Origin of the sequence: Methylobacterium brachiatum (genome assembly GCF_900113845.1) — a bacterium.
Taxonomy (GTDB): Bacteria; Pseudomonadota; Alphaproteobacteria; order Rhizobiales; family Beijerinckiaceae; genus Methylobacterium; species Methylobacterium brachiatum.
On the sequence record NZ_FOQW01000003.1, the window covers coordinates 324743 to 349207 of the forward strand.

Genomic DNA, 24465 nt, shown 5'->3' on the forward strand with positions numbered 1-24465 from the left:
CCCGGCCGGCCCCGTGACGGAGCATCGCGTGAGCACCAAGACCCTGATCGCCGCCGGATTGCTCGGCCTCGTCGCCCAGGGCGCCGCCGCCGAGCCGGCCTTCCCGCCGGGTGTCCCGCAGCCGCGCGCCTACGTGTTCACCGCCCCCAACGGCCCCTCGGTCCTGCAGGCCGACGGCTGCTGCCAGGTGATCGTGCCGCCGGGCCGCCCCGATCTCGCGGTGCCGCCGGTCCCGGTGGCCGAGATCATGAACGGCGGCGGCTTCGGCTATTCCGGGTTCGACTACTACAACGACCAGATCACCGAGGGCCGGTTCGGCGCGCAGCGGCGCCCGAAGGAGTTCGTGATCGCCCCGTCCTACATCGTCCCGCCGCGCTACTGAGCCGGCCCGGCCGGGGCCTCAATCCTTGTGCGGATCGTGGCCCCAGTTCATCAGCGACATCCGCCACGGGGAATCGGGGTCCTTGCGGGCCTCGCCGCCCTGCTTGAGATGGCGGTGGACGTAGCCCACGACCTTGCGCATGGCGGCGTAGTCGTCGTCGGTCAGGTCCGCCTTCTTCTTGTCCTTGATCGCCAGGATGCGCCGGCCCATCTCGTGGCCGGTCGATTCATCGCCGTCCTTCTTCTGGCCGACCTCCTGGCTCGCCGCGCCGTCGAGGTGCTTGCGCAGGGCCGCAGGCGTCATGTTGACGGCCTCGCTGAATTCGCTCCACGTCTTCGCGTGATCGTCGTCCGCCATCCTGGTCGCCTCCGCGTTCCGGCCTGATCCGTGGCGGACAACGCGCGGCCTGCGCGGTCGCTCGCACGCATCCCTGCGGTCGGGCGCCGCACGCTTCGGTCATCGGCGGGCCCCCGCCGTTTACAGGGCGGCCCCCGGACGGTATCACCCCGGCCCGACCCTTCACCCCAAGTTCCGAAAAACCAAATGCGCGCCGAGATCGAGCAAGCCTCGGATGCCGCCAAGCAGTCTATAGGGCTGCTGAGGAGGCATCTTTGACTGGGATACCGTCGATAAACGCCTCGCGGAGCTGAACGCGGCGTCCGAGAACCCCGACCTGTGGAACGACGCCGACGCCGCGCAGAAAGTCATGCGCGAGCGCCAGCAGCTCGACGAGGCGGTCACCTCCATCCGCAAGCTGGAGCGCGACCTCGAGGACGGCGCGACGCTGATCGAGCTCGGCGAGATGGAGGGCGACGAGGCCTCGATCCGCGAGGGCGAGGCCGCGATCCTCGCCGTCGAGAAGGAGGCCGCGAGCCGCCAGGTCGAGACCCTGCTCTCGGGCGAGGCCGACGCCTTCGACACCTATCTCGAAGTCCATGCCGGTGCCGGCGGCACCGAGAGCCAGGACTGGGCCAACATGCTCCAGCGCATGTACGCCCGCTGGGCCGAGCGCCGGAAGTACAAGGTCGAGATCGTCGAGTGGTCGGACGGCGAAGAGGCCGGGATCAAGGGCGCCACGCTCCTGATCAAGGGCCACAACGCCTATGGCTGGCTCAAGACCGAGTCCGGCGTGCACCGGCTGGTGCGGATCTCGCCCTACGATTCCAGCGCCCGGCGGCATACCAGCTTCGCCAGCGTCTGGGTCTACCCGGTGATCGACGACCGGATCGAGATCGAGATCAAGGAATCCGACTGCCGGATCGACACCTACCGGTCGTCCGGCGCCGGCGGCCAGCACGTCAACACCACCGACTCGGCGGTGCGCATCACCCACAATCCGACTGGGATCGTGGTGGCGTGTCAGCAGGAGCGCTCGCAGCACAAGAACCGCGCCACGGCGTGGAACATGCTGCGCGCCCGGCTCTACGAGGCGGAGCTGAAGAAGCGCGAGGAGAAGGCCAACGCCGAGGCGGCGGCCAAGACCGATATCGGCTGGGGTCACCAGATCCGGTCCTACGTGCTCCAGCCCTATCAGCTGGTGAAGGACCTGCGCACCGGCACCCAGTCCACCGATCCGGACGCGGTGCTCGACGGCGCCCTCGACCCGTTCATGGAGGCCTCCCTGGCCCAGCGGGTCTATGGCGGCGGCGAAGAGGTCGAGGACATCGACTGATTTTTTTGTCAGTCGGGACGGCTGCCGCATCCCCATGCGTCTCCCTCCCCCCTTTTCGGGGGAGGGTGGCCCGCGAAGCGGGTCGGGAGAGGGGAGCGACAATTCCGGACACGTCGCGACAGGCGTGAAATCCTGAACCGTCGCGCTGCCCCCTTTCTCGACCCTGCCTGACGGTCGGCACCCCCTTCCCCGCGGAGGGGGGAGGGAAGGAGGTGGTGTTTCCGACGCCTGCTGCCGACTTGGTTCGGTGATCCCCGCACCTGATCGGGGGCGCCGCTGCCCCTCAATACCCCAACGCCGCCCCGTCCTTGCGCGGATCGGAGCCCGCGACCAGCGTGCCGCTCGCGCGGTCGATCCAGATGATCTGGCCGCCGCCGAGGGGCAGGGGCGCGCGGATCGCCGGGTGGCCGCGCGCGATCAGGCCGGCCATCGCGGCGTCGGAGATGCCGCCCTCCAGCTCCAGGCTGCCGCCATAGGCGAAGCTGCGCGGGGCATCGAGGGCCGCCTGCACGTCGAGGCCCCGGTCGAGGATGCCCGACAGCAGCTCGACATGGCCCATCGCCTGGTAATGGCCGCCCATCACGCCGAACGGCGCGACCGCCTGGCCGTCCTTCATGAGCATGCCCGGGATGATCGTGTGCATCGGCCTTTTGCCGGGCCCGACGCTGTTCGGGTGTCCGGCCTCCGTGCGGAACGACAGGCCGCGGTTGTGCAGCAGCACGCCGCTCTCGGGCGCCAGGATGCCCGATCCGAAGCCCTGGAACACGGAGTTGATCAGGGAGAGCGCGTTGCCGTCCCGGTCGACCACGCAGAGATAGACCGTATCCTTGTGGGCCCGCTCCTCCGCGATCTCCCGGGCGATCTCGGGATAGATCTCGGGCGGCCGGGCCCGGCTCATGTCGATCGCCCCGTGGGCGGCAGCCTTCCAGGCATCCGACAGCAGGTGCTCCACCGGCACCCGGGCGAGGTCGGCATCGCCGAACAGCACGTCCCGGTGGTGATAGGCCTGCTTGCAGGTCTCGGCGAACAGGTGGAGCCGGTCGAGGTCCGACAGGGCGCCGACATCGTGATGCGACAGCACGTTCAGCATCATCAGCGCGGCCAGCCCCTGGCCGGCGGGCGGGCACTCGTAGACGTCGTAGCCGCGGTAACGGGTCGAGACCGGGGTGACCACGTCCGGGCGGGCGGCGGCGAAATCATCCGCTGTGTGCAGGCCGCCGAGCTCGGTGAGCCGGCCGACCATGTCGTCGGCCACGGGCCCTTCATAGAAGCCGCGCGGGCCTTCCTCGGCGATGCGCCGGAGCGTGGCGGCGAGCTTCGGCAGGCGGAAGACGCTGCCGATCGCCGGGGCCGCTCCGCCGGGCAGGTAGGTCGCGGCGGCGTGGGGATCGCCCGCGACCCTGGCGACGTTGCGCTGCCAGTCCCAACCGACGCGCTGCTGGATCACGAAGCCGTCCTCGGCATAGCCGATCGCCGGCTGGAGCAGCTCACCCAGCGAGCGCGTGCCGTGCTGGCGCACCAGCAGGTCCCAGGCCCCGACCGCCCCCGGGACCGTCACCGCGTGCGGCGAGGTCGGCGTGATGGCGACGCCGTGCTCGGCGTACCAATCGGGCGTGGCCGCGGCGGGTGCCCGCCCGGAGCCGTCCAGCGCGATCGGCGTCTTGGCGCCGGCCGGGGCGTAGAGCGCGAAACAATCGCCGCCGATGCCGGTCATCAGCGGATCGACCACGCATTGCACCGCCACCGCGGCGATGCCGGCATCGATGGCGTTGCCGCCCGCGCGCAGGACCTCGATGGCCGCCAGGGTCGACAGCGGGTGCGAGGTCGCGACGGCGGCGTTGGCGGCGTAGACCGGGGAGCGCCCGGGTGCGGAGAAATCTCTCACGGGAAATCCTGTCCAGTGCGATTGAGCCGCGCGGTGTTCTGCGCCGCGCGGCCGGAGAGGCGGCGGCGCGCCCCCTAGCCTCGCCCTCCCGGCGCGGGTTGACGCTGTATCATGTATTCAAGAGGGCCGCAGCGCCGGATAGGCGCGCCGATGCAGGCTCCGTGCCCGCGCAATCGCAGGGTGGGGATCGTCACGCGGACGAACATCCCGTGCCGGGCGGCCGACCAGGGCCCGTGTGTTCGCATAGGCCATGCACGCAGGCGTTGCGGCCGAAAATTTCCGTTGGATGGAGCCCGGCGGACGAGTCAATTTTATCGGAATTTGGAAGACCTTCGCAGGCCTCCACGGCGCAGAAGCCGGCCGATGGATCGAACACCGATGACAGCCGCGACGAGCCAGCGACACGTCATCGTGCTGCCGGCGCTCTGCTGGAACGTCCGCAGGCCGGATTTCTACGCGGTCACCGCCGACGTCACGCCGGAGGGCATCCGGCTGCGCTCCTCGGCCCGCGTTGCGGCCGGTGAGGAGCTGACCTGCAGCATCCGCCATATCGGCCTGCTGGAGGTGCGGATCACCCAGGTCGCGAACCCGGACTTCGTCGTCCGGGTTCGGGGCGGACGCGCGGCTCTCAACGGGCTGGCCCGGGAGTTCATGACGCTGGCGCGTGCGCAGAACCGCCATCCGGAGCCGGTCCGCGTGCATCACCGCATCGTGCCGGCGCAAAAGACTGTCGAGATCACGCTCGAATGCGGCCTGGCCTTCCCGGGGCACGTCCTCAACGTCTCCGCGTCCGGCATCGGCCTGCTGCTCGACCGGGCGCTGGAGCTCGGCGAGACGATCCGGGTCGGCGCCCGGGCCGCCCGGGTCGTCCGCCAGTTCGAGCACGGGATCGGGGCCGCCTTCCTGGAGCCGTTCGCGCCGGAGGCGGTCCACGCGGCCATGACCCTCTGAGCCGCGGGCCCTCGCGGAGCCGCGGGATCGGCGCTACATCCTGCGCAGAACCCGCGAAGGATTTCCGATGAAGCGCCTGCTCGCCGCTCCCCTCGTCTCGTCCCTGGCCGTCCTTCCCGCTGCGCTCGCGCTGCTGCCGCAGGCGGCTCTGGCCCATCCCGGCCACGGCGCTGCCATCGGCGCGGAGGCCGGCTTCCTGCACCCGCTGATGGGGGCCGACCACGTCCTGGCGATGGTGGCGGTCGGCCTGCTGGCCGCCCTCCGCGGCGGACGGGCGCTCTGGGCTCTGCCCCTGTCCTTCCTGGTGCTGATGAGTGCCGGCGCGGGCCTCGGCATGGCCGGCGTGGCGCTGCCCTATGCGGAGACCGGGATCGCGCTCTCCATCGTGGTGTTCGGCGTGGCCGCGATCGTCGGCCTGCGGGCGCCGGTGGCGCTGCTCGCCAGCTTGGTCGGGGTGTTCGCGGTCTTCCACGGCTACGCCCACGGCGCCGAGATGCCGGAGACCGCCTCGGGCCTGTCCTTCGGCTTCGGCTTCGTGGCGGCGACCGCGCTGCTCCACGCCGCCGGCCTCGGCCTCGGCATCGCCGCGGCCCGGCTCGACGCGGCCCGGGCCGCACCGGCGCTCGGCGCCTGCGTCGCGGCGGCGGGTCTGGCCCTGCTGGCGCTTCCGGCCTGAGCGGAACCGCCCCGGTTACATCCACCCGCGTGGGCTTGATGTCACGGGCCGGCCGGGGTGACACGGCTGCGCCGAGTCCCAGGTCATGCAGGCCGCCATCGTTCCGGCGGCGAGAGGACCTCTGCATGGCAAGACTTCCGACACTCGCCTTGGCGAGCCTGCTGACGCTCGGCGCCGCCGCCCAGGCCGCCGCACCGCCCGAGCGGCTGCGGGGCACGATCGAGGCCGTCGAGAGCGGCGGCTTCACCCTCAAGACCCTGGACGGCAAGAGCGAGCGGGTGACCCTCGCGCCGGATGCCAAGGTGTCCTGGGTCGTCCCGGCCCAGCTCGACCACATCAAGGACGGCGTGTTCATCGGCACCGCCACCAAGGGCGAGCCCCCGGTGGCCCTGGAGGTGGTGCTGTTCCCGGAATCGATGCGCGGGACCGGCGAGGGCCATTACGACTGGGACGTGATCCCCGACCACACCGGGGGCACGGCGGTGAAGAGCACGATGACCAACGGCACCGTGAAGGCGGCCGCGCCCGCGTCGGACGCTCCCCGGGTGAAGAGCGCGATGACCAACGGCACCGTGAAGGCGAGCGGGACCGGCGCCGAGCGCACGCTCACGGTGGATTACGGCAAGGGCCAGTCGATGAAGATCCTGGTCCCGCCGCAGGCCCCGGTGGTCACGTTCGAGCCGGCCGATGCGGCCGCGATCTCCGCTGGCGCCAAGGCGTTCGTGTTGGCCGCGCGCGGCGAGGACGGCACGATCACGGCGCGCCGCGTCGCGGTCGGCAAGGACGGCCTGACGCCGCCCATGTGAGGCGAGCCGGGGCGGATCGCTCCGGAAACCGCACGAATCCAAATCACTGTTCCTGCCCGTACGCCCCGGCCTTCTCACGCGGCCGGGGCGTACGGTTCGTGCCCCGTTCGACAGCACCCGTGCTGCCTCAGCAAGCATATCATTACATCCGGCAAGCTGTTGCCGGCTAAGGCGTTCTGATATTGTTGCCGGGCGGCAACATCGCACAGGAACCAATTTAGCCGAGCTGAAATCTGATTGATCGGCGAAACCCGTTCGCACATGGTGATGGTGCACGGGGGCATCGCCAAGCGAGAGCCCGCAGGAGCCTGCCACCTAAGACGCAGGCCAAACCTACAAGACGTGCGGCAAGATCCGGAAAACCGGGCATGTCCGCATCATTGGGTCTCGAAGCTTTGGAGATGTCTATGAAGCTCTTGAAGAGCTCACTGCTCGGTTCCGCCACCGCGTTCGTCGCGATCGGAGCCGCACACGCCGCCGACCTTCCGGTCAAGAAGGCGGTCCCGATCGAGTACGTCCGCGTCTGCTCGGCCTACGGCGCCGGCTTCTTCTACATCCCCGGTACCGATACCTGCCTGCGTCTCTCCGGCCGCGCCCGGTTCGAGGGCGGCTACATGACCAGCTACTCGCGCCAGAATGGTTCGAACGTCGGCGATACCTCGGGCTACCAGGGCCGGATGCGTATCAACCTCGATGCCCGCACCCAGACCGCTTACGGCACCCTGCGCGCCTTCGTGCGCTGGGATGCCGGCGCCCGCACCGGCTATTCCGGCGTCGGTCAATCCGGGACCCAGCAGCGTATCGGCCAGGCCTATCCCGGCCTCGGAATTGATTCATTCGGTCGCGACTCGCAGTTTGCCAACGTCGATAAGGCGTTCATTCAGTTCGCCGGCCTCACCGCCGGTCGCGCCTCGTCGTTCTTCGACTTCTACGCCCACGACTTCGAGTTCGCCGGCGCCACCGCGGGTTCGGACGTCGCGTCCACCAACCTGCTCGCCTACACCGCCACCCTCGGCAACGGCCTGTCAGCCACGCTCTCGGTCGAAGATCCGGTCTTCCGCCGTTCGCCGATCTTTTCGCCCACCAATAACCCGGCTGGCATCACAAACAACTCGTCGATTGCGAACTTTGCGCAGACGAACTCGCCGGCCGAAGTATTCATTGGCTATACCAATGGTGTGCCCACTCGCTACAGCTTCGTTGACGTGATCCAACGGACGCGGATGCCCGACTTCGTCGGCGCCTTGCGCCTCGATCAGGCGTGGGGTTCAGCCCAGGTGTCGGCCGCCGTCCACGAATTGAACGTCGGCAACGTCGCCAACGGCGCCGGCACCGGCACCGGCTCCAACATCAGCATCCCGCACGCCAATAACTCTTACGGTTACGCGGTACAGGGCGGCATCAAGATCAACACCCCGTTCATCGCACCGGGCGACGCCTTATACCTGCAGGCCGCCTATGGCAGCGGCGCCCAGCTTTACACCGGCTACTCCTCGTTCAGCGGCTCTTACGCTCAGAACCCCACGACGATCCAGGGTCAGAAGTTCAGTCAGTTCTTCAACGACGCCACCATCAACCCGTTCACCGGTCAGATGGAGCGGTCGCAGAGCTTCACGGTCGTTGGCTCGTACCTGCACTACTGGACGCCGGAGTGGCGCTCGGCCGTGTTCGCCAGCTACGGCGAGATGGACTTTTCGCAGAAGGCCCGGGCGTCTCAGGGGGCAGCCTTCGCTCTGGCCAACCCGGGCGGAGCAAACTCCTTCGGTGTGAACGCTGTCGGCACGCCCGGTACGACCTTCTACAATCTCAGCGAGGCCCTGCGGGACACCTACCAGATCGTCGCCGGTGCGAGCTTGATCTGGTCGCCGGTGAAGGACCTCGATATCGGTGTCGAGGGCTTCTACACCCAGATCGGTGTCAAGAACGGCCGCGTGATCGACCGCGACAAGAGCCCGACCGCCTACGCCAACGTCGCCGGCATCAACAACGGCACCTTTGTGCCGCGCACCGCGACCCAGGACTCGGTGTCCACGTTCCGCATGCGCGTCCAGCGCGACTTCTGATCCGCTCCATCGGCGCCGGGGACCAAGCCCGGCGCCGAACCCCGTGCTCCACGGATCTCAAGGCCTGGCCCTCGGCTGGGCCTTTTTCGTTGTCGACAGGCGTGCGGAACAGATGCGCCGCCAGGCAACCGCTACTGCCGCGCCGGCCCGATCGCGGCATTGCCCGATTCCGGGGCGCGCATCGAAGCAAAGAGCCGAGGTTCCGGCGCCCTGGATCCGGGCCCCTTCGGCTCCGAAACGTGATCGTCGCGCATACGCCCCAGCCTGAGAGCCACCTACTGCGGCCAGCAGCCGGCCGGCTGCGGTGCCACCGTCTCCTCTCCTGACACGCCACGAGGCGTCGGCCGCGTGTTGTGTGCCCCGGGATTGTGAAGGATCGCGCGGCCTCAAGGGATTCGGAGGCCGACGAGGCGGCTGCCCGGGGCACCCGTCGCGACGCCACCTTCCCCAAGCTCCCGAGCGCCTTTTCTGGCCGAGGCCGCCCCTGCGCGGCCGGCATCCGCACGCCGGCCGTGTCCCGGCATGCGATCCCATGGAACCGGTGTGCCGGCCCTGCCTCGCGCGCTGTCGCGGTGCCGGGTCGACGCGCGCCGCCCGAATCGCGGAACCGATTCGTCCGAATCACGGCCGCACCGGCCTTTGCGCACCGCATTCGAGCGCTGGGGAAGCCCGGAGGCAGGCGGCTTCGTGCGGGCCGCACGCGATGGCGCCGCGCCGATATGGGCCGGCATTGGCGTCCGCCAGGTATCCGCACCTTTGCCACAGGTCGTCGAATTCGAAATCACCGGCCGCGGATACACATCGAAGATCGGCGGAGATAATTATCCGATGCGTTCTTAGTATACATCGGAATGATTGCTGCAATAATAGAGCAAAACATTTGCATGACGTTGCGAAGCTGCAACAACATAAAGCAAACATCGAAGCGATATGAAATCGATGTTGCCCATATAAGGCTCATTCCATCATATGAAACGGCATAGAGGAATCTCGGACGCGAGATATCTCTAAAATCTGCCATCAGAATTGCAGATCGAAACAAAAATCAGCGCTGCGATGACCGGATAAGTCGGGGTCGTAGTTGTTATTTGGTCTCGAAGCTTTGGAGATATCTATGAAGCTCTTGAAGAGCTCGCTGCTCGGCTCGGCCGCTGCCTTCGCGGCGGTCGGGGCAGCCCATGCCGCCGACCTGCCGGTCAAGAAGGCCGCGCCGATCGAGTACGTCCGCGTCTGCTCGGCCTACGGTGCCGGCTTCTTCTACATCCCGGGCACCGACACCTGCCTGCGCGTCTCCGGCCGCGCCCGGTTCGAGGGCGGCTACATGGCCAGCAACTCGCGTCAGACGGGCAACGGTGACACGTCGGGCTACCAGGGCCGGATGCGCATCAATCTCGATGCCCGCACGCAGACCGCCTACGGTACCCTGCGCGCCTTCGTGCGCCTCGATGCCGGCAGCCGGACCGGCTATTCCGGCATCGGCTTCTCCGGTACCCAGGCGCGTATCGGCCAAGCCTACAACGCCACGGGCGTCGACGAAGTGAACCGCTCGCAGCAATTCGTGAACGTCGACAAGGCGTTCATCCAGTTCGCCGGGCTCACCGCCGGTCGTGCCTCGTCGTTCTTCGACTTCTACGCCCACGATTTCGAGATCACCGCTTCCACCGCCGGCTCGGACAACGCGTCGACCAACCTGTTCGCCTACACGGCGACCTTCGGGAACGGCCTGTCGGCGACCCTGTCGGTCGAAGACCCGGTCTTCCGCCGCACCCCGATCTTCGCGCCGACCGGCCCGGCGACCCCGATCAGCCCCGTCTTCGTGAGCTACACCAGGGGCGCTCCGAGCGCCTTCGGCAACATCGACAGCATCCAGCGCGAGCGCCTGCCCGATTTCGTCGGCGCCCTGCGCCTCGACCAAGCCTGGGGTTCGGCCCAGATCTCGGCTGCCACGCATGAGTTGAACGTCGGCAACATCGTGCTCGGTGCACCCACCGGCAGCGGCACCGGCATCAATCTCGGGCACACCAACAGCGTCCAGGCCTGGGCGGTGCAGGGCGGCCTGAAGATCAACATGCCGTTCGTTGCGCCGGGCGACGCCCTCTATCTCCAGGGCGCCTATGCCGACGGAGCGCAGCTCTACTCCGGCTACTCGGCGTTCAGCGGCTCCTACCAGCAGACTGCAGCCACGATCCAGGGTCAGAAGTTCGTCCAGTACTTCTCGGACGCGACGATCAACCCGTTCACCGGCCAGTTGCAGACCTCGCAGACCTTCACCGCGGTCGCGTCGTACCTGCATTACTGGTCGCCGGAATGGCGCTCGGCCTTCTTCGGCTCCTACGGCGAGCAGAGCTTCTCCCAGGGGGCGCGTCTTGCCCAGGGCGCGGCCTTCAACGTCGCGAGCACGCTCGCCGGCAGCAATCCCTACTCCACCAACGCCGTCGGCGTCCCGGGCACGCGGTTCTACCAGCTCAGCCAGGCCCTGCGGGATACCTACCAGTTCGTCGCCGGTGCGAGCCTGATCTGGTCGCCGGTGAAGGACCTCGATATCGGCCTCGAAGGCTACTACACCCAGATCGGCCTGAAGAGCGGCCGGGCGATCGACCTCGACAAGAATCCGGGCGCCTACAGCGCGGCTGGAATTACCGGTATCAACGCCGGCACCTTCGTGCCGCGCACCGCGACCCAGGACTCGATCTCGCAGATCCGGTTCCGCGTCCAGCGCGACTTCTAGTCCGCGATATCGGTGCCGAGGCTTCGGTCTCGGCACCCGTCCTCGTGCATCTCGACTTTCAAGGCCCGGCCCTGTGCCGGGCTTTTTTTACGCCGGCATCGCGGCGGCGATTGAGCGTGCCGGATCCCGCGGCGCTGGCATCGCTGGGTCGCGGGCGGTCACCGGCTTCGCGAGCCGTCCTGCCGTGCATCGCCCCGGCCGGGCCCTGCGTCGCCATCATTCGCAACGATGTCCACCCGATTCGGTTCAGCGCATCGGAATCGGATAGGGCGGGTCCTCCGGCAGCAGAACGGAGGTCGGATTTTCGCGCCAAGTCGATCATGACAGCCGAGACCAGTAATATCGGTTGCAGCGCTCATAATCGATCGCATAACGAGTTTATTTATCCCTCATAGCTTCGGTTTGAGCATTAAAGCCATATATATTATCTAAATTTAGAGCAATTAGACAAAATTTGTTTTGCTGCAACACATTCAAATGCATTCCGAATTGCTTCCTTGCGACAGTTGTCCAAACGATATTTGTCGGACAAATCTAGCCCATCATGGAATGGGCGTGAAAATCCCCATCGTTGGATCATGACCTGCGTGGGTGACGCCGGAATAACGGTCTGCACCCGTGGGCCCGGCCGGAGCGACACGCGTTCGACGCGCAAATATTGGGGCCGTTGATGAGACTGGTGGCGTATGCTTTGCTCGGATCGACCGTCGCCTGCGCGGCGGCCGGATCCGCCCGTGCGGCCGACCTGCCGGTCAGGAAGGCCGGGCCAATCGAGTATGTCCGCGTCTGCTCGGCCTACGGCGCCGGCTTTTTCTACGTCCCGGGCACCGATACCTGCCTGCGGGTCTCCGGCCGCGCCCGGTTCGAGGGCGGCTACATCACCAGCTATACCCGCCAGGCCGGCACCAACAGCGGCGACACGTCGGGTTATCGAGGGTTGCTGCGCATCAACCTCGATGCCCGCACCCAGACCGCCTACGGCACCCTGCGCGCCTTCGTGCGCCTCGATGCCGGCAGCCGGGCGGGGGCGGCCGGTGTGGGGCGCTCCGGCACCCAGGAGCGCCTCGGCCTGGCCTATATCGGGACCGGCGTCGACGAGAACGGCCGCGTGCAGCAGGTGATGAATGTCGACAAGGCGTTCATCCAGTTCGCCGGGCTCACCGCCGGTCGCGCCTCGTCGTTCTTCGACTTCTACGCCCACGATTTCGAGCTCTCCAGCGCGACCGCCGGCTCGGATGTCGCCTCCACCAACCTGCTCGCCTACACGGCGACCTTCGGCGGCGGGCTGTCGGCGACCCTGTCGGTGGAAGATCCGGTCTTCCGGCGTACGCCGATCTTCGCGCCATCGGGGGGCACGTCGCCGGTCGCCCCGGTCTTCGTGGGCTACACGCGCGGCGTTCCGTCGAGCTTTGCCAATATCGACAGCATCCAGCGCGAGCGTCTGCCCGATGTCGTCGGCGTCCTGCGCCTCGATCAGGCCTGGGGCTCGGCCCAGATCTCGGCTGCCACGCACGAGCTGAACGTCGGCAACATCGCGCTCGGCACCGGCGCGAACGCCGCCGTCGCGCACACCAAGAGCGTCCAGGGCTGGGCGGTGCAGGGCGGTGTGAAGCTGAACGCGCCGTTCGTCGCGCCGGGCGACGTCCTCTACCTGCAGGGCGCCTATGGCGACGGCGCGCAATTCTACACCGGCTATTCGACCTTCAGCGGCTCAGCCGGCCAGAGCCCCGCGACGATCCAGGGCCAGAAATTCCAGCAGTTCTTCTCCGACGCGACGATCGACCCGGTCACCGGCCAGCTGCAGACCTCGCAGAGCTTCACTGCGGTGGCGTCGTACCTGCATTACTGGTCGCCGGACTGGCGCTCGGCCGTCTTCGGCTCCTACGGCGAGCAGAGCTTCGGCCGTGGCGCCCGTCTCGCACAGGGCGCGGCCTTCAACGTCGCGAGCACGCTCGCCGGCAGCAATCCCTTCGGCGCCAATGCCGTCGGCGCGCCGGGCACGCGGTTCTACCAGCTCAGCCAGGCCCTGCGGGACACCTACCAGTTCGTCGCCGGCGCGAGTCTGATCTGGTCGCCGGTGAAGGACCTCGATATCGGTCTCGAGGGCTACTACACCCAGATCGGCCTGAAGAGCGGCCGGGCGATCGACCTCGACAAGAGCCCGACGGCTTATTCCGCGGCCAACATTGCCGCGATCAACGCCGGCACCTTCGTGCCGCGCACCGCGACCCAGGACTCGGTCTCGCAGATCCGGTTCCGCGTCCAGCGCGACTTCTGATTCGATCCCTCAGCGCCGGGCCTTCTTCGCCGGAGGGGCCGCGGCGCGCGGCCCCCGTCCGCGGATCCGGTCCGCCTGAGCGTCCGCCCAGACCTGGCTCCGTCGCCGGCCGGGCTCGGCTGGCCTTTGCGATGGGCGGGCGTGCCCGTGCGTTGGCCGAATGTCATCCGATTATCGCGCGAGCGTTATTGCATAGTTCTAAGATATATAAGTTCGCATTCGACGCGAACTGACCAATTATTATCGAATGATGTCGAATATTTTTGAACAAGAAGCCATATGTATTTTGTTGCGGATCCGCAACAAGATGATGAATGTGTGTGTCGGTCGTGGAATGAACGTTGCTAGCTAAAAGAACGGATCGCAGAATGATCCGTGAAAGATGAGTCTCGGGCGTTTTGCTCCGAAAAAATCTTCCATCTCACATAAGAAAATCAAATCAAACCTGCGTTCGGCAGGGAAAACGGGAAGCGTTGCCGTCCTCGGCTTCAAACTTCTGGGGGTCTTGATGAATGTGTTGAAGCGTTCCCTGCTGGGTTCTGCCGCCGCGCTCGCGGCGGCCGGATCCGCCCACGCCGCCGACCTGCCGGTCAAGAAGGCGGCCCCGATCGCGTATGTCCGGGTCTGCTCCGCCTTCGGGGCCGGCTTCTTCTACATCCCGGGGACCGATACCTGCCTGCGCATCTCGGGCCGGGCCCGGTTCGAGGGGGCCTACCAGACCTCGTCCAGCCGCCAGCCGGGCGCTGTCGGCGACACGTCGGGCTACCGGGGGTTGGCGCGCTTCAACCTCGATGCCCGCACCCAGACCGCCTACGGCACCCTGCGCGCCTTCGCGCGCCTCGACGCCGCCTCGCGCACGGGCGTCATCCATTCCGGCACGATGCTGCGCATCGGCCAGGCCTACGGCGCCACCGGCGTCGATGAGGCCGGCCGCGTGCAGCAATACGTGAACGTCGACAAGGCGTTCATCCAGTTCGCCGGCCTCACCGCCGGTCGCGCCTCGTCGTTCTACGATTTCTACGCGCACGACTTTGAGTTCTACGGCGCCACGTCCGGCTCGGACAACGCGTCGACCAACCTGCTCGCCTACACGGGCACCTTCGGGAACGGCCTGTCGGCGACCGTGTCGATCGAGGATCCGGTCTTCACCCGCTCGCCGGTCTTCGCGCCGTTCACGAACGCCGCCGCGGTCACGCCCGTCTTCGTCGGCTACACCAACGACGTGCCGTCCCGCTACGGCAACGTCGACACCGTCCAGCGCTCGCGGCTGCCCGATTTCGTCGGGGTCCTGCGGGTCGACCAGGATTGGGGCTCGGCCCAGCTCTCGGCCGCCACCCACGAGATCAATGTCGGCAACCTGAGCACCGCGCCGGCCGCGGGGACCGGCGGCGTGCTGACCGGGATCCCGCACACCAACGCGGTCCAGGGCTGGGCCGTGCAAGGGGGCGTGAAGTTCAATCTGCCGTCGATTGCCCCGGGGGATACCCTCTACCTGCAGGGGGCCTACGCCAACGGCGCGCAGAGCTACGCCGGCTATTGCATGATCGCCGGCTGCTACCGGCAATCCAACACCGGCTTCGACACGCAGAAGTTCGAGCAATACTTCGCGGACGCGTCAATCAACCCGTTCACCGGCCAGCTCCAGACCTCGACCAGCTTCTCGGCGGTCGCGTCGTACCTGCATTACTGGTCGCCGGAATGGCGCTCGGCGCTGTTCGGCTCCTACGGCGAGCAGGATTTCTCGGCCGGTGCCCGCCTGGCCCAGGGCGCGCTCTACAGCCTCGTGAGCCCGAGCAGCACCGCCGTGTTCGGCAGCAACGCCGTCGGCGTCCCGGGCACCCGGTTCTACCAGCTGAGCCAGGCCCTGCGCGACACCTACCAGTTCGTGCTCGGCGGCAGCCTGATCTGGTCGCCGGTGACCGATCTCGATATCGGCGTCGAGGCCTTCTACACCCAGATCGGCGTGCGGAACGGCCGGGTGATCGACGCCGACAAGAGCCCGACCGCCTACGCGAATGTGGCCGGCATCAACGCCGGCACCTTCGTTCCGCGCACCGCGACGCAGGATTCGATGACCCACGTCCGCTTCCGCGTGCAGCGCGACTTCTGATCCGACAGGCCGGCGCGGGGCCTCGAGCCCGGCGCCGGTCTCGAGCGTATGTCCGGGCGACGAAAGGAGGTGCCGGTTTAATCCCCGTCCCCAATACAGGTGGCGCGCTTTGTTCCGTTGATCGCGTTGCCGCCCTGTGCAGGCGCTGATACGCCGGATTCGACTTTTTCTCCGCCGACCGCGCGGCCCAGGTCGCGACCGTCGGGGCGACCGGGGCCGCGCGGCGAAGGCCGGAAGGGCCCGTTCGTGGTCGGAAGTCCGGAGGAAGCCGATGACCAGTTCCGCCTCGACCAGCCCCGTGCCGGCGCCGGCTGAGACCGTGAGCGCCGCGCGCCGCGCAGGCCGGTTCTGGCCCGAGAGCTGGTGGCGCCTGGTCGACATGAAGATCGGCATCATCCCGCTGCCGCTCTACGTCATCCTGGCGATCCTGCTGGTGGTCCTGGTCCAGGAGGGCGAGGTCAAGCCGGACGGGCCGACCATGATCGCCGTGCTTGTCATGGGCGGCTTCACCTGCGCCGAGATCGGCAAGCGGCTCCCGGTCCTGCGCAACATCGGCGCAGGCGCGATCTTCGCGACATTCATCCCCTCGGCTTTGGTCTATTACAAGCTGATCCCGCCCCAGATGGAGAAGGCGATCTTCGATTTCACGAAGTTCACCAACTTCCTCTACATCTACATCGCCACGATCATCGTCGGCTCGATCCTCGGCATGGATCGCGACGTCCTGGTCAAGGGCTTCCTCAAGATCTTCGCCCCGCTGGCCGCCGGCTCTGTGGCGGCCGCCATCGTCGGCACCCTGGTCGGCACGGCCCTGGGGCTCGGGCCCTACAAGACCTTCTTCTTCATCGTCGTGCCGATCATGGCCGGGGGCGTCGGCGAGGGCGCGATCCCGCTCTCCATCGGCTACGCCGCAATCCTCGGCCAGCAGCAGGGCGTGGTCTTCGCCCAGGTGCTGCCGCCGGTGATGCTGGGCTCGCTCACCGCGATCATCTTCTCCGGCACCCTCAACGCCGTCGGCAAGCGCTATCCGCACCTTACCGGCGAGGGCCGGCTCCAGCCCGGCCACGAGGGCATGGAATCGAGCGACGCGCAGGCCCGCTCCGAGGCGGCGCGGGGCCAGATCGACGCCGCCACGATCGGCGCGGCCGGGCTCACGGCCATCACCCTCTACCTGCTCGGGGTGATCGCCCACCACCTCGTCGGCCTGCCGGCGCCGGTGGCGATGCTGTTCCTGGCGGTGTTCGCCAAGCTCGGCAGCGCCGTGTCGCCCCATCTCCAGGCCGGCGGCTTCGTGGTCTACAAGTTCGTCCAGGTCTCGATGACCTACCCGCTGCTCTTCGCCATCGGGGTGGCGCTCACCCCCTGGAACGAGCTGATGGCGGCCTTCACCCTGGTGAACCTGATCACCATCGTGTCGACTGTGTCGACGCTGATGGTCACCGGCTTTTTCGTCGGCCGCGCGCTCGGGATGTACCCGATCGAGACCGCCATCGTGAACGCCTGCCACAGCGGCCAGGGCGGCACCGGCGACGTGGCGATCCTCACCGCCGCCAACCGCATGGCGCTGATGCCGTTCGCCCAGATCGCCACCCGGATCGGCGGCGCGCTCACCGTGACCGGGACGATCATCGCGATGAAATGGATCGGCGTATGACCTTGAACTCCGGAGCGTTGCGTCATGGCCGGTGATCCGGGCGCCGTCGAGGCGAACCTGCAATCCAGGATCGGTGCGATCCTCCGCTCGACGAGCGGCAACTTCCTGGAGATGTTCGACTTCTTCCTGTTCGGGTTCTACGCCAGCTACATCTCGCGGGCGTTCTTCCCCTCGGGCAACGAGACCACCGAGCTGCTCCTGACCTTCGGGACCTTCTGGCTCGGCGCGCTGATGCGGCCCCTCGGGGCGATCGTGCTCGGCGCCTATATCGACCGGATCGGGCGCCGGAAGGGGCTGATCGTCACCCTGGCGATCATGGCGAGCGGCACGGTGCTGATCGCCTTCTGCCCGAGCTACGGGACGATCGGCCTCGCCGCCCCGCTGATCGTGCTGGCCGGGCGCCTCCTGCAGGGCTTCTCCGCCGGCGTCGAGATCGGCGGCGTCTCGATCTACCTGTTCGAGATCGCCACCCCCGGGCGGAAGGGTTTCTACACGGCGTTCCAGTCGGCGAGCCAGCAGGTGGCGATCATGTTCGCCGCCGTGATCGGCTACGGGCTCAACGCCTACCTGACCAAGCAGCAGATCGGCGATTTCGGCTGGCGGATCCCGTTCTTCATCGGCTGCCTGATCGTGCCGTTCATCTTCTTCATCCGGCGCTCCCTGCAGGAAACCCAGGACTTCGCCCGGCGGACCCATCATCCGAGCACGCGCGAGATCCTCACCACGGTGGCCGCCAATTGGCGGACCGTGCTGCTCGGCATGATGCTGTCGACCATGACCACGGTGACCTTCTACATGATCACCGTCTACACCCCGACCTTCGGCAAGAACGTCCTCAAGCTCACCGAGACCGACAGCCTGATCGTCACCCTGTGCGTGGCGATCACCAACTTCATCTGGCTGCCCGTGGGCGGGGCGCTCTCGGACGCGGTCGGGCGCAAGCCGGTGCTGCTGACGATCTCGGTCCTGTCGCTGCTGACCACCTACCCGGCCCTGCACTGGCTCGTGGCCGATCCGACCTTCGGCAAGATGCTCGGGGTCGAGCTGTGGCTGTCGTTCTTCTTCGGGGTCTATAACGGCGCGATGATCGTCGCGCTGTCCGAGGTCGTGCCGGCCCATGTCCGGGCCAGCGGCTTCTCCCTGGCCTACAGCCTCGCCACGGCCCTGTTCGGCACCGCCACCCCGATGGTCTCGACCTACCTGATCGACCAGACCGGCGACCGCGCCGCGCCGAGCTACTGGCTCATGGCGGCCGCCGCCTGCGGGATCGTCGCCACGCTCGCCCTGTTCCGGGGCGGCCCGCGGGAGGCTCGAGTCCCGGCCCACGCCTGAGCGGCTTTTTGTCGATCGACGCTGGGGAGCGCTGCTAAAGCCACGGAGCGACCTGCGCTTCCGGATGGGTCGCGGGTCCCTCTCCCGTGCGGGAGCGGGACAGGATGAGGGGACAGGTTCCTCCGGAGAAGGCGCATCCCTCACCCCAACCCTCTCCCGCACGGGAGAGGGGGCATGTCACGGGTCGAACACGCTAAATTCTCACAGCCTCTCAGGGCGCCGGACTACACCCCCTGCCAGATCCGGATCCGCGCCTTGAAGGCGGCGCGGATATGGGCGCGCGCCGCCGCCTCGGCCCGGTCGCCGTCACGGGCGCGGATCGCCGCGATGATCGCGGCGTGCTCGTCGAGGGATTCGCCGGCGCGCTCCGGGGCGGCCAGCGTCGTGGTGCCGGGCAGCAGCACCAGCGACAGGCGCATCGTCTCCAGGGTACCCTGCAGGAAGCGGTTGCGCGCCGCCGCGTGGATCTGCCGGTGGAACAGCCGGTTGTTGCGCGCGAGCGCCGCCGCGTCGCCGGTCAGCGTCCGGTCGCGGGCGATCATCTCCTCCAGGATCTCGGTCTCGACCGCGCTGGCATGGATCGCGGCGAGCCGGGCCGCCGTCCCCTCCAGCACCTCGCGCATGTCGTAGAGCTCGCTGACCTGCCCGTAATCGAGCTGCGCCACGCTGGCGCCCCGGTGCGGCTCGTGCGCGACGAGGCCCTGCGCCTCCAGCCGGCCCAGCGCCTCCCGCACCGGCGTGCGGCTGATCGCGAACCGCTCGGCCAGCTCCGCCTCGCGCAGGCGGCTGCCGGGAGCGAGTTCGCCCTCCTCGATCGCCCGCAGCAGCCGCTCATAGGCCGCGGCGCCGTTGGAGCGCTCCGACTCGCTCGCCTTCATGTCCGGCTCTCCTCGACCGGGGCCTTAGCGCGAAACCGGAACGTCCGGAACGCTTGCCGGATATTGCATGCGAGCGTATACAATTTGCGAAATCGAGATCACGGAGCGGAGGCGGGTATGCAGGAGCGTCGCGCGGAATCCTGGGACGTCGTGGTGGTCGGGTCCGGCAACGCCGCCATGAGCGCGGGCCTCGCCGCCCTGGAGCGCGGCGCCTCGGTGCTGATGATCGAGAAGGCGGAGCCGGATCTCGCCGGCGGCAACACCGCCTACACGGCCGGCGCCATGCGGTTCGTCTATCAGGGCAACGACGACCTGATCCCGCTGCTGGCCGATCCGGAAGATGCGCGCCTGCCGCGCACCGATTTCGGCGCCTACACGGCCGAGACCTTCGAATCCGACCTGCTCGGCTTCAACGATGGACGGCCGCTCTCGCGCGAGCAGCGCATCCTGATCGACGAGAGCGGCGCGGCCCTGCGCTGGCTCTCGACCCAGGGCGTGAAGTTCGAGCCGATCTATTCTCGGCAATCCTTCGAGAAGGACGGGCGCTTCGTGTTCTGGGGCGGCCTGACGCTCGCCACCCACGACGAGGGGTTCGGCCTCGCCCGGGCCGAGCTCGAAGCCTTCACCAAGGCGGGGGGCGAGATCCGCTACGGCTGCCCGGCCACCGGGCTGATCGTGGAGGCGGATCGCGTCGTCGGCGTGGAGACGCCCCAGGGCGCGTTCCGGGCGAAAGCGGTGATCCTGGCCTGCGGCGGCTTCGAATCGAACCCCGAGCTGCGCACCCGCTTCATCGGCGAAGGCTGGGACAAGGCCCGGGTGCGCGGCACGCCGCACAACCGCGGCGACGGGCTGGAGATGGCGCTGGCGCTCGGCGCCAAGCCGCACGGCTTCTACGGCGGCTGCCACGCCACCCCGATGGACCTGCACACCCCCGATTACGGCAACCTCTTCCTGCCCCACGGCGAGCGCAAGCACTACCGCAAGATCTGCTACTTTTTGGGATTGATGCTCAATGCGAACGGCGAGCGGTTCGTCGACGAGGGCAAGAATTTCCGCAACTACACCTACGCCCAGTTCGGCCGTTCGATCTTGGAGCAGCCCGGCCACGTCGCCTGGCAGATCTTCGACGCCAAGGTCGATCACCTGCTCTACAGCGAGTACCGGTTCCACGACGCCCATTTCGTCGAGGCCGACACCCTCGACGGTCTGCTCGACAAGCTCGACGGCATCGACCGCGCGGCGGCCAAGCGCACGATTACGGATTTCAACGCGGCCGTGGACGACACCGTGCCGTTCGACCCCACCGTGAAGGACGGCCGCGGCACCAAGGGGCTTCCCCTGCCGAAGTCGAACTGGGCCCAGGCGATCGAGACCGGGCCGTTCAAGGCCTATCCGGTCACCGGCGGCATCACCTTCACGTATGGCGGCGTCGAGGTCGGGGAGGGCGGCGGCGTCCGCCGCGAGGACGGCAGCGAGATCCCCGGCCTCTACGCCTGCGGCGAGATGGTCGGCGGCGTGTTCTTCAACGGCTATCCCGGCGGCTCGGGCCTGACCTCCGGCGTCGTCTTCGGCCGCCGGGCCGGTTATGGCGCCGCCGCGGCGGCGCGGGGGGCGTAGGCGTCCGCCCCTCTCCAGCGTCGCACGCCCCTGTCCCGGCCCGCCGCGCGCGCGTACAAGGCGCTCCATGTCAGACCGGCAGGCCGTCTTCACCATCACCCGGGGCGTCCCGTTCCTGCCGGCGCTTGCCGAGGCGCTGCTGGCCGGCCGGTTGGTCGGGCCGGTGGCGGAGGATCCGCTGGCGCTCGCCGCGGTCACGATCTACCTGCCGACCCGCCGCGCCGCGCGGGCGCTCGGCGCGATCCTGGCCGAAAGGCTCGGTCGGCGGGCGCATGAGAGGGGCGCGCCGGGCTACGCGGCGCTGCTGCCCCGGATGATCCCGCTGGGCGAGGCCGACGAGGCCGAGCTCGACCTCGCCTCCGAGCCGCAGCTGGAGGACAACGATCCGCTCAGCACGCCGATGCCGCCCCTGGAGCGCCGGCTGATCCTCGCTCGCCTGGTCCAGGCCTGGGCGCAGACCGTGGACCGCACCCTGCTGCCGCTGGATGCCGAGGTGCCGTTCCTGGTGCCGTCCTCGCCGGCCGACGCGGTCGGGCTGGCGGGCGATCTCGAGCGGCTGATGGATGCGCTCACCGTCGAGGGCCTGCCCTGGTCGGAGATCGGCGCCGCCGTGGAGGCCGAGTATTCGCGCTATTTCGGCCTGACCCTGGATTTCGTGAAGATCGCCGCGGAGAACTGGCCGAAGCTGCTGGCCGAGCGCGGCCTGTCCGATCCGGTCGCCCGCGCCCGGGGCCTCGTCCTCGCCGAGGGCCAGCGCCTCGCCCGGACCGCGCCGACGGATCCGGTGATCGTCGCCGGTTCGCTCGGCTCCGTGCCCGCCACGGCCCGGCTGATCGCGGCGGTGGCGAAGCTGCCCCGGGGCGCCGTGGTCCTGCCCGGGCTCGATCTCGACCTCGACGAGGCCGGCTGGTCCGGCATCGACACCGGTGAGGGATTCTCGCGGGTGATCGCCCACGGGCATCCCCAGGCGGTGCTGCACCGGCTGCTCGGGCCGGACAACCTCGCCCTGTCGCGGGCGGAAATCGTGGCGTTGGGCGATCCCGATGGCGGCCAGGCGGCCCGGTCCATGCTGCTGTCGCAGGCCCTGCGCCCGGCCGACACCACCGATACCTGGGCCGATCTCGATCCGGGCCAGCGGGACGCGATCGCCGAGCGCGGCCTCGATGGGCTCGCTCTGGCCGAGGCCGCCGACGAGCGCGAGGAGGCCCTGGTCGCGGCGCTCGCCCTGCGCGAGACCCTTGAGGTGCCCGGCGCCACCGCGGCTCTGGTCACCCCCGATCGCGGGCTCGCCGGCCGGGTCGCAGTGGAGTTGCTGCGCTGGGGCATCGTCGCCGAGGATTCGGCCGGGCTGGCGCTCGCCGGGAGCCCCGCCGGACGCCTCGCCCGGCTCACCGCGGAGCTGGCCGCCGACCTCGCCCGCAACCAGGCCGACGCGATCCCGGCCCGGCTGATCGCGCTGCTCTCGCACCCGATGGTCCGCCTCGGCCTGCCCCGGTCCGACGTGGTGCGCGGCGCGGCCGCCCTGGAGATCGGGCTGCTGCGCGGCCCCGTCCCGGCCCCGGGCTTTTCCGGGCTGCGGAATGCCCTCGCGGCCGAGCGCGTCGGCCCGCCGGAGCGCCGCCCTCGGGCCAAGCGCCGCCTGAAGGATATCGACTGGGACCTCGCGGAAGACCTGCTCAAACGGCTGGATCAGGTTTTCGCCGCGTTTCCCGGCCCGGACGGGGCCGGCGAGTGCGATCTCGTCGCCGTTGCTGCGCTCCATCGCGCCGCCTGCGACTGGCTGATCGCCGGCCCGGAGGACGCGCCTGAGGCGATCGAGGACGGCTCCCTGTCCTGCCTCGACGCCCTGTTCGACGATCTGGAGATGGCCGAGCCCGGCCTGATGCCGGGCCGGTTCGACGATTACGCGACCTTCTTCACCTCGCTCGCCCGGGAGCGCCTAGTCGGCTGTTCCGGCGAGGCGCCGCATCCGCGCCTGCGCATCCTCGGCCTGCTTGAGGCGCGGCTGCTGTCCGTGGACCGAGTGGTGCTCGGCGGCCTCGACGAGGGCGTCTGGCCGGTGCGGACCCTGACCGACGCCTTCCTCAACCGGCCGATGCGCGAGCGGGTCGGCCTCAACCCGCCCGAGCGGCGCCTCGGCCAGATGGCGCACGATTTCGTGCAGGCGCTGGGCTGCCGCGACGCGGTGATCACCCGGGCGCTCAAGCGCGAGGGCTCGCCGACCGTGCCGTCCCGCCTGATCCAGCGCCTGCGCGCGCTGTCCGGCGATGCCCGTTGGGAGACGGTGCTGGAAGCCGGACGGCGCTTCACCGGCCTCGCCGCCCGCCTCGACGCCGCCCCGTCCGAGAAGCGGCTGAAGCGCCCGGCGCCGAAGCCGGACCCGGCCCTGTTCCCGCGCTCGCTCAGCGTCACCGAGATCGAGACGCTGGTGCGCGACCCCTACAGCATCTTCGCTCGCCACGTGCTCGGGCTCGATCCCCTGGAGCCGCTGGCCGCGGTGCCGAGCGTCGCCACCCGCGGCTCGCTCGTCCACGACATCTTCGCGGAATTCGCCCGGCTCCATCCGGAGGGCCTGCCCCGCCGGCCGGAGGAGCATCTCTTCGCCATCGCCACCAATGCCTTCGGTGAGATCGCCGACACCTATCCGGAGCTCTACGCGGAGTGGTGGCCGCGCTACGAGCGCATGGCCGCGGCCTATCTCGCCTGGGAGGCGGAACGTCGGCCGGGCCTGAGGCGCATCCACCCGGAGGTCTCCGGGCGCTGGGTGATCCCCATGGGCCGCGAGAGCTTCACCCTCCGCGCCCGGGCCGACCGGATCGAGCTGCGCCCGGACGGCAGCGCCTGCATCGTCGATTACAAGACCGGCACGCCGCCCTCGGCCAAGATGATCTTTTCCGGCTTCTCGCCGCAGCTCACCCTGGAGGCGGCGATGCTGATGCACGGCGCCTTCGACGGCCTGCCGGCGGTGAAGACCACGCCGGACCTGCTCTACGTCCACGCCTCGGGCGGGCGGAAGCCGTTCGTCCCGGCCCCGGTGAAGCCGCCCCGCGGCGAGGAGCGCAGCGTCGAGGCGATCGTGGCCGAGCATGCCACCCGCCTGAAGGGCCTGATCGCCCGCTTCCTCACCGGCGAGGCCGCCTACACGGCCCGGCCCTACCCGCAATATGCCAGCCAGTACGGGGCGTATGACCACCTGGCGCGGGTGCTGGAATGGTCGCTCGGCGGGGAGGAGGGTGGCGAGTAGCGGCGTTCCTGCCGACACCGATCCATCCGACCCCCGGCCCTCATCCTGAGGCGCCGGAGCGCAGCGGAGGCCTCGAAGGAGCCCTCCAGCCGGCCGCGCGATCCCTGGAGGCCTCCTTCGAGGCGGCTGCGCCGCACCTCAGGATGAGGGGGGGTGAGAGATGGCGGGGTGGGCGAGGGGCCCGGACCC

The 24465-nt window shown here is 68.8% G+C and carries 16 protein-coding genes; 13 read left to right on the forward strand and 3 right to left on the reverse strand.

The features are described from left to right. Positions 1-28: 28 nt before the first annotated feature. Complete coding sequence (locus BMZ47_RS03740; RefSeq protein WP_091858751.1) at positions 29-382, forward strand: hypothetical protein; 354 nt, start codon at positions 29-31, stop codon at positions 380-382. 18 nt (positions 383-400) lie between these two features. On the opposite strand, the gene BMZ47_RS03745 is transcribed toward BMZ47_RS03740, so the two are convergent. After that, the gene (locus BMZ47_RS03745; protein ID WP_007567020.1) at positions 401-739 is read right to left on the reverse strand and encodes a DUF3140 domain-containing protein; all 339 of its coding nucleotides are present in this window, start codon (positions 737-739) and stop codon (positions 401-403) included. A gap of 186 nt (positions 740-925) precedes the next feature. Between BMZ47_RS03745 and prfB the strand changes: the two genes are divergently transcribed. Next, positions 926-2054 (forward strand): peptide chain release factor 2 gene (gene prfB / locus BMZ47_RS03750; RefSeq protein WP_122162225.1). Its coding sequence is split into 2 segments (ribosomal slippage): positions 926-994 and positions 996-2054, totalling 1128 coding nucleotides; the frame shifts between segments, so codons are not numbered across the junction. A 283-nt stretch (positions 2055-2337) separates the two neighbouring features. Here prfB and BMZ47_RS03755 read toward each other — a convergent pair. Further along, entirely contained in the window at positions 2338-3939 is a 1602-nt protein-coding gene (locus tag BMZ47_RS03755; RefSeq protein ID WP_091858754.1) for a gamma-glutamyltransferase family protein, read from the reverse strand. A gap of 378 nt (positions 3940-4317) precedes the next feature. On the opposite strand from BMZ47_RS03755, the gene BMZ47_RS03760 reads away from it, so the two are divergent. The 9 genes from BMZ47_RS03760 to tcuC all read left to right on the forward strand — a co-directional run bounded on the left by BMZ47_RS03760 (position 4318) and on the right by tcuC (position 18537). Further along, the gene (locus BMZ47_RS03760) at positions 4318-4890 is read left to right on the forward strand and encodes a PilZ domain-containing protein (protein ID WP_007567027.1); all 573 of its coding nucleotides are present in this window, start codon (positions 4318-4320) and stop codon (positions 4888-4890) included. Between the two features lie 67 nt (positions 4891-4957). Continuing rightward, entirely contained in the window at positions 4958-5566 is a 609-nt protein-coding gene (locus tag BMZ47_RS03765) for a HupE/UreJ family protein (protein WP_091858758.1), read from the forward strand. 125 nt (positions 5567-5691) lie between these two features. Then, positions 5692-6372: a metal ABC transporter permease gene (locus BMZ47_RS03770; RefSeq protein ID WP_091858761.1), complete on the forward strand. Its 681-nt coding sequence runs from the start codon at positions 5692-5694 to the stop codon at positions 6370-6372. 407 nt (positions 6373-6779) lie between these two features. Further along, complete coding sequence (locus BMZ47_RS03775) at positions 6780-8435, forward strand: porin (protein ID WP_091858764.1); 1656 nt, start codon at positions 6780-6782, stop codon at positions 8433-8435. Positions 8436-9549: 1114 nt separating this feature from the next. After that, the gene (locus BMZ47_RS03780; RefSeq protein WP_091858766.1) at positions 9550-11163 is read left to right on the forward strand and encodes a porin; all 1614 of its coding nucleotides are present in this window, start codon (positions 9550-9552) and stop codon (positions 11161-11163) included. 670 nt (positions 11164-11833) lie between these two features. Continuing rightward, complete coding sequence (locus BMZ47_RS03785) at positions 11834-13441, forward strand: porin (RefSeq protein ID WP_091859003.1); 1608 nt, start codon at positions 11834-11836, stop codon at positions 13439-13441. Positions 13442-13949: 508 nt separating this feature from the next. After that, positions 13950-15551: a porin gene (locus tag BMZ47_RS03790; protein ID WP_091859006.1), complete on the forward strand. Its 1602-nt coding sequence runs from the start codon at positions 13950-13952 to the stop codon at positions 15549-15551. Between the two features lie 271 nt (positions 15552-15822). After that, positions 15823-17205, forward strand: coding sequence for a 2-hydroxycarboxylate transporter family protein (locus BMZ47_RS03795; RefSeq protein WP_091858769.1), 1383 nt, complete (start codon positions 15823-15825; stop codon positions 17203-17205). Between the two features lie 24 nt (positions 17206-17229). After that, a complete protein-coding gene (gene tcuC / locus BMZ47_RS03800; protein WP_091858772.1) occupies positions 17230-18537 on the forward strand; it encodes an MFS transporter in 1308 nt (435 codons plus the stop codon). Between the two features lie 224 nt (positions 18538-18761). Here the strand turns inward: tcuC and BMZ47_RS03810 are convergent, their stop codons facing one another. Then, a complete protein-coding gene (locus BMZ47_RS03810; RefSeq protein WP_091858778.1) occupies positions 18762-19415 on the reverse strand; it encodes a GntR family transcriptional regulator in 654 nt (217 codons plus the stop codon). A 117-nt stretch (positions 19416-19532) separates the two neighbouring features. Here BMZ47_RS03810 and tcuA point away from each other — a divergent pair, with 117 nt between their 5' ends. Next, positions 19533-21032 carry an FAD-dependent tricarballylate dehydrogenase TcuA gene (tcuA, locus tag BMZ47_RS03815; protein ID WP_091858781.1) on the forward strand — a complete coding sequence of 500 codons (1500 nt, stop codon included), beginning with the start codon at positions 19533-19535 and terminating at the stop codon, positions 21030-21032. A 67-nt stretch (positions 21033-21099) separates the two neighbouring features. Beyond that, positions 21100-24276 carry a double-strand break repair protein AddB gene (gene addB / locus BMZ47_RS03820; RefSeq protein WP_091858785.1) on the forward strand — a complete coding sequence of 1059 codons (3177 nt, stop codon included), beginning with the start codon at positions 21100-21102 and terminating at the stop codon, positions 24274-24276. Positions 24277-24465 lie beyond the last annotated feature (189 nt).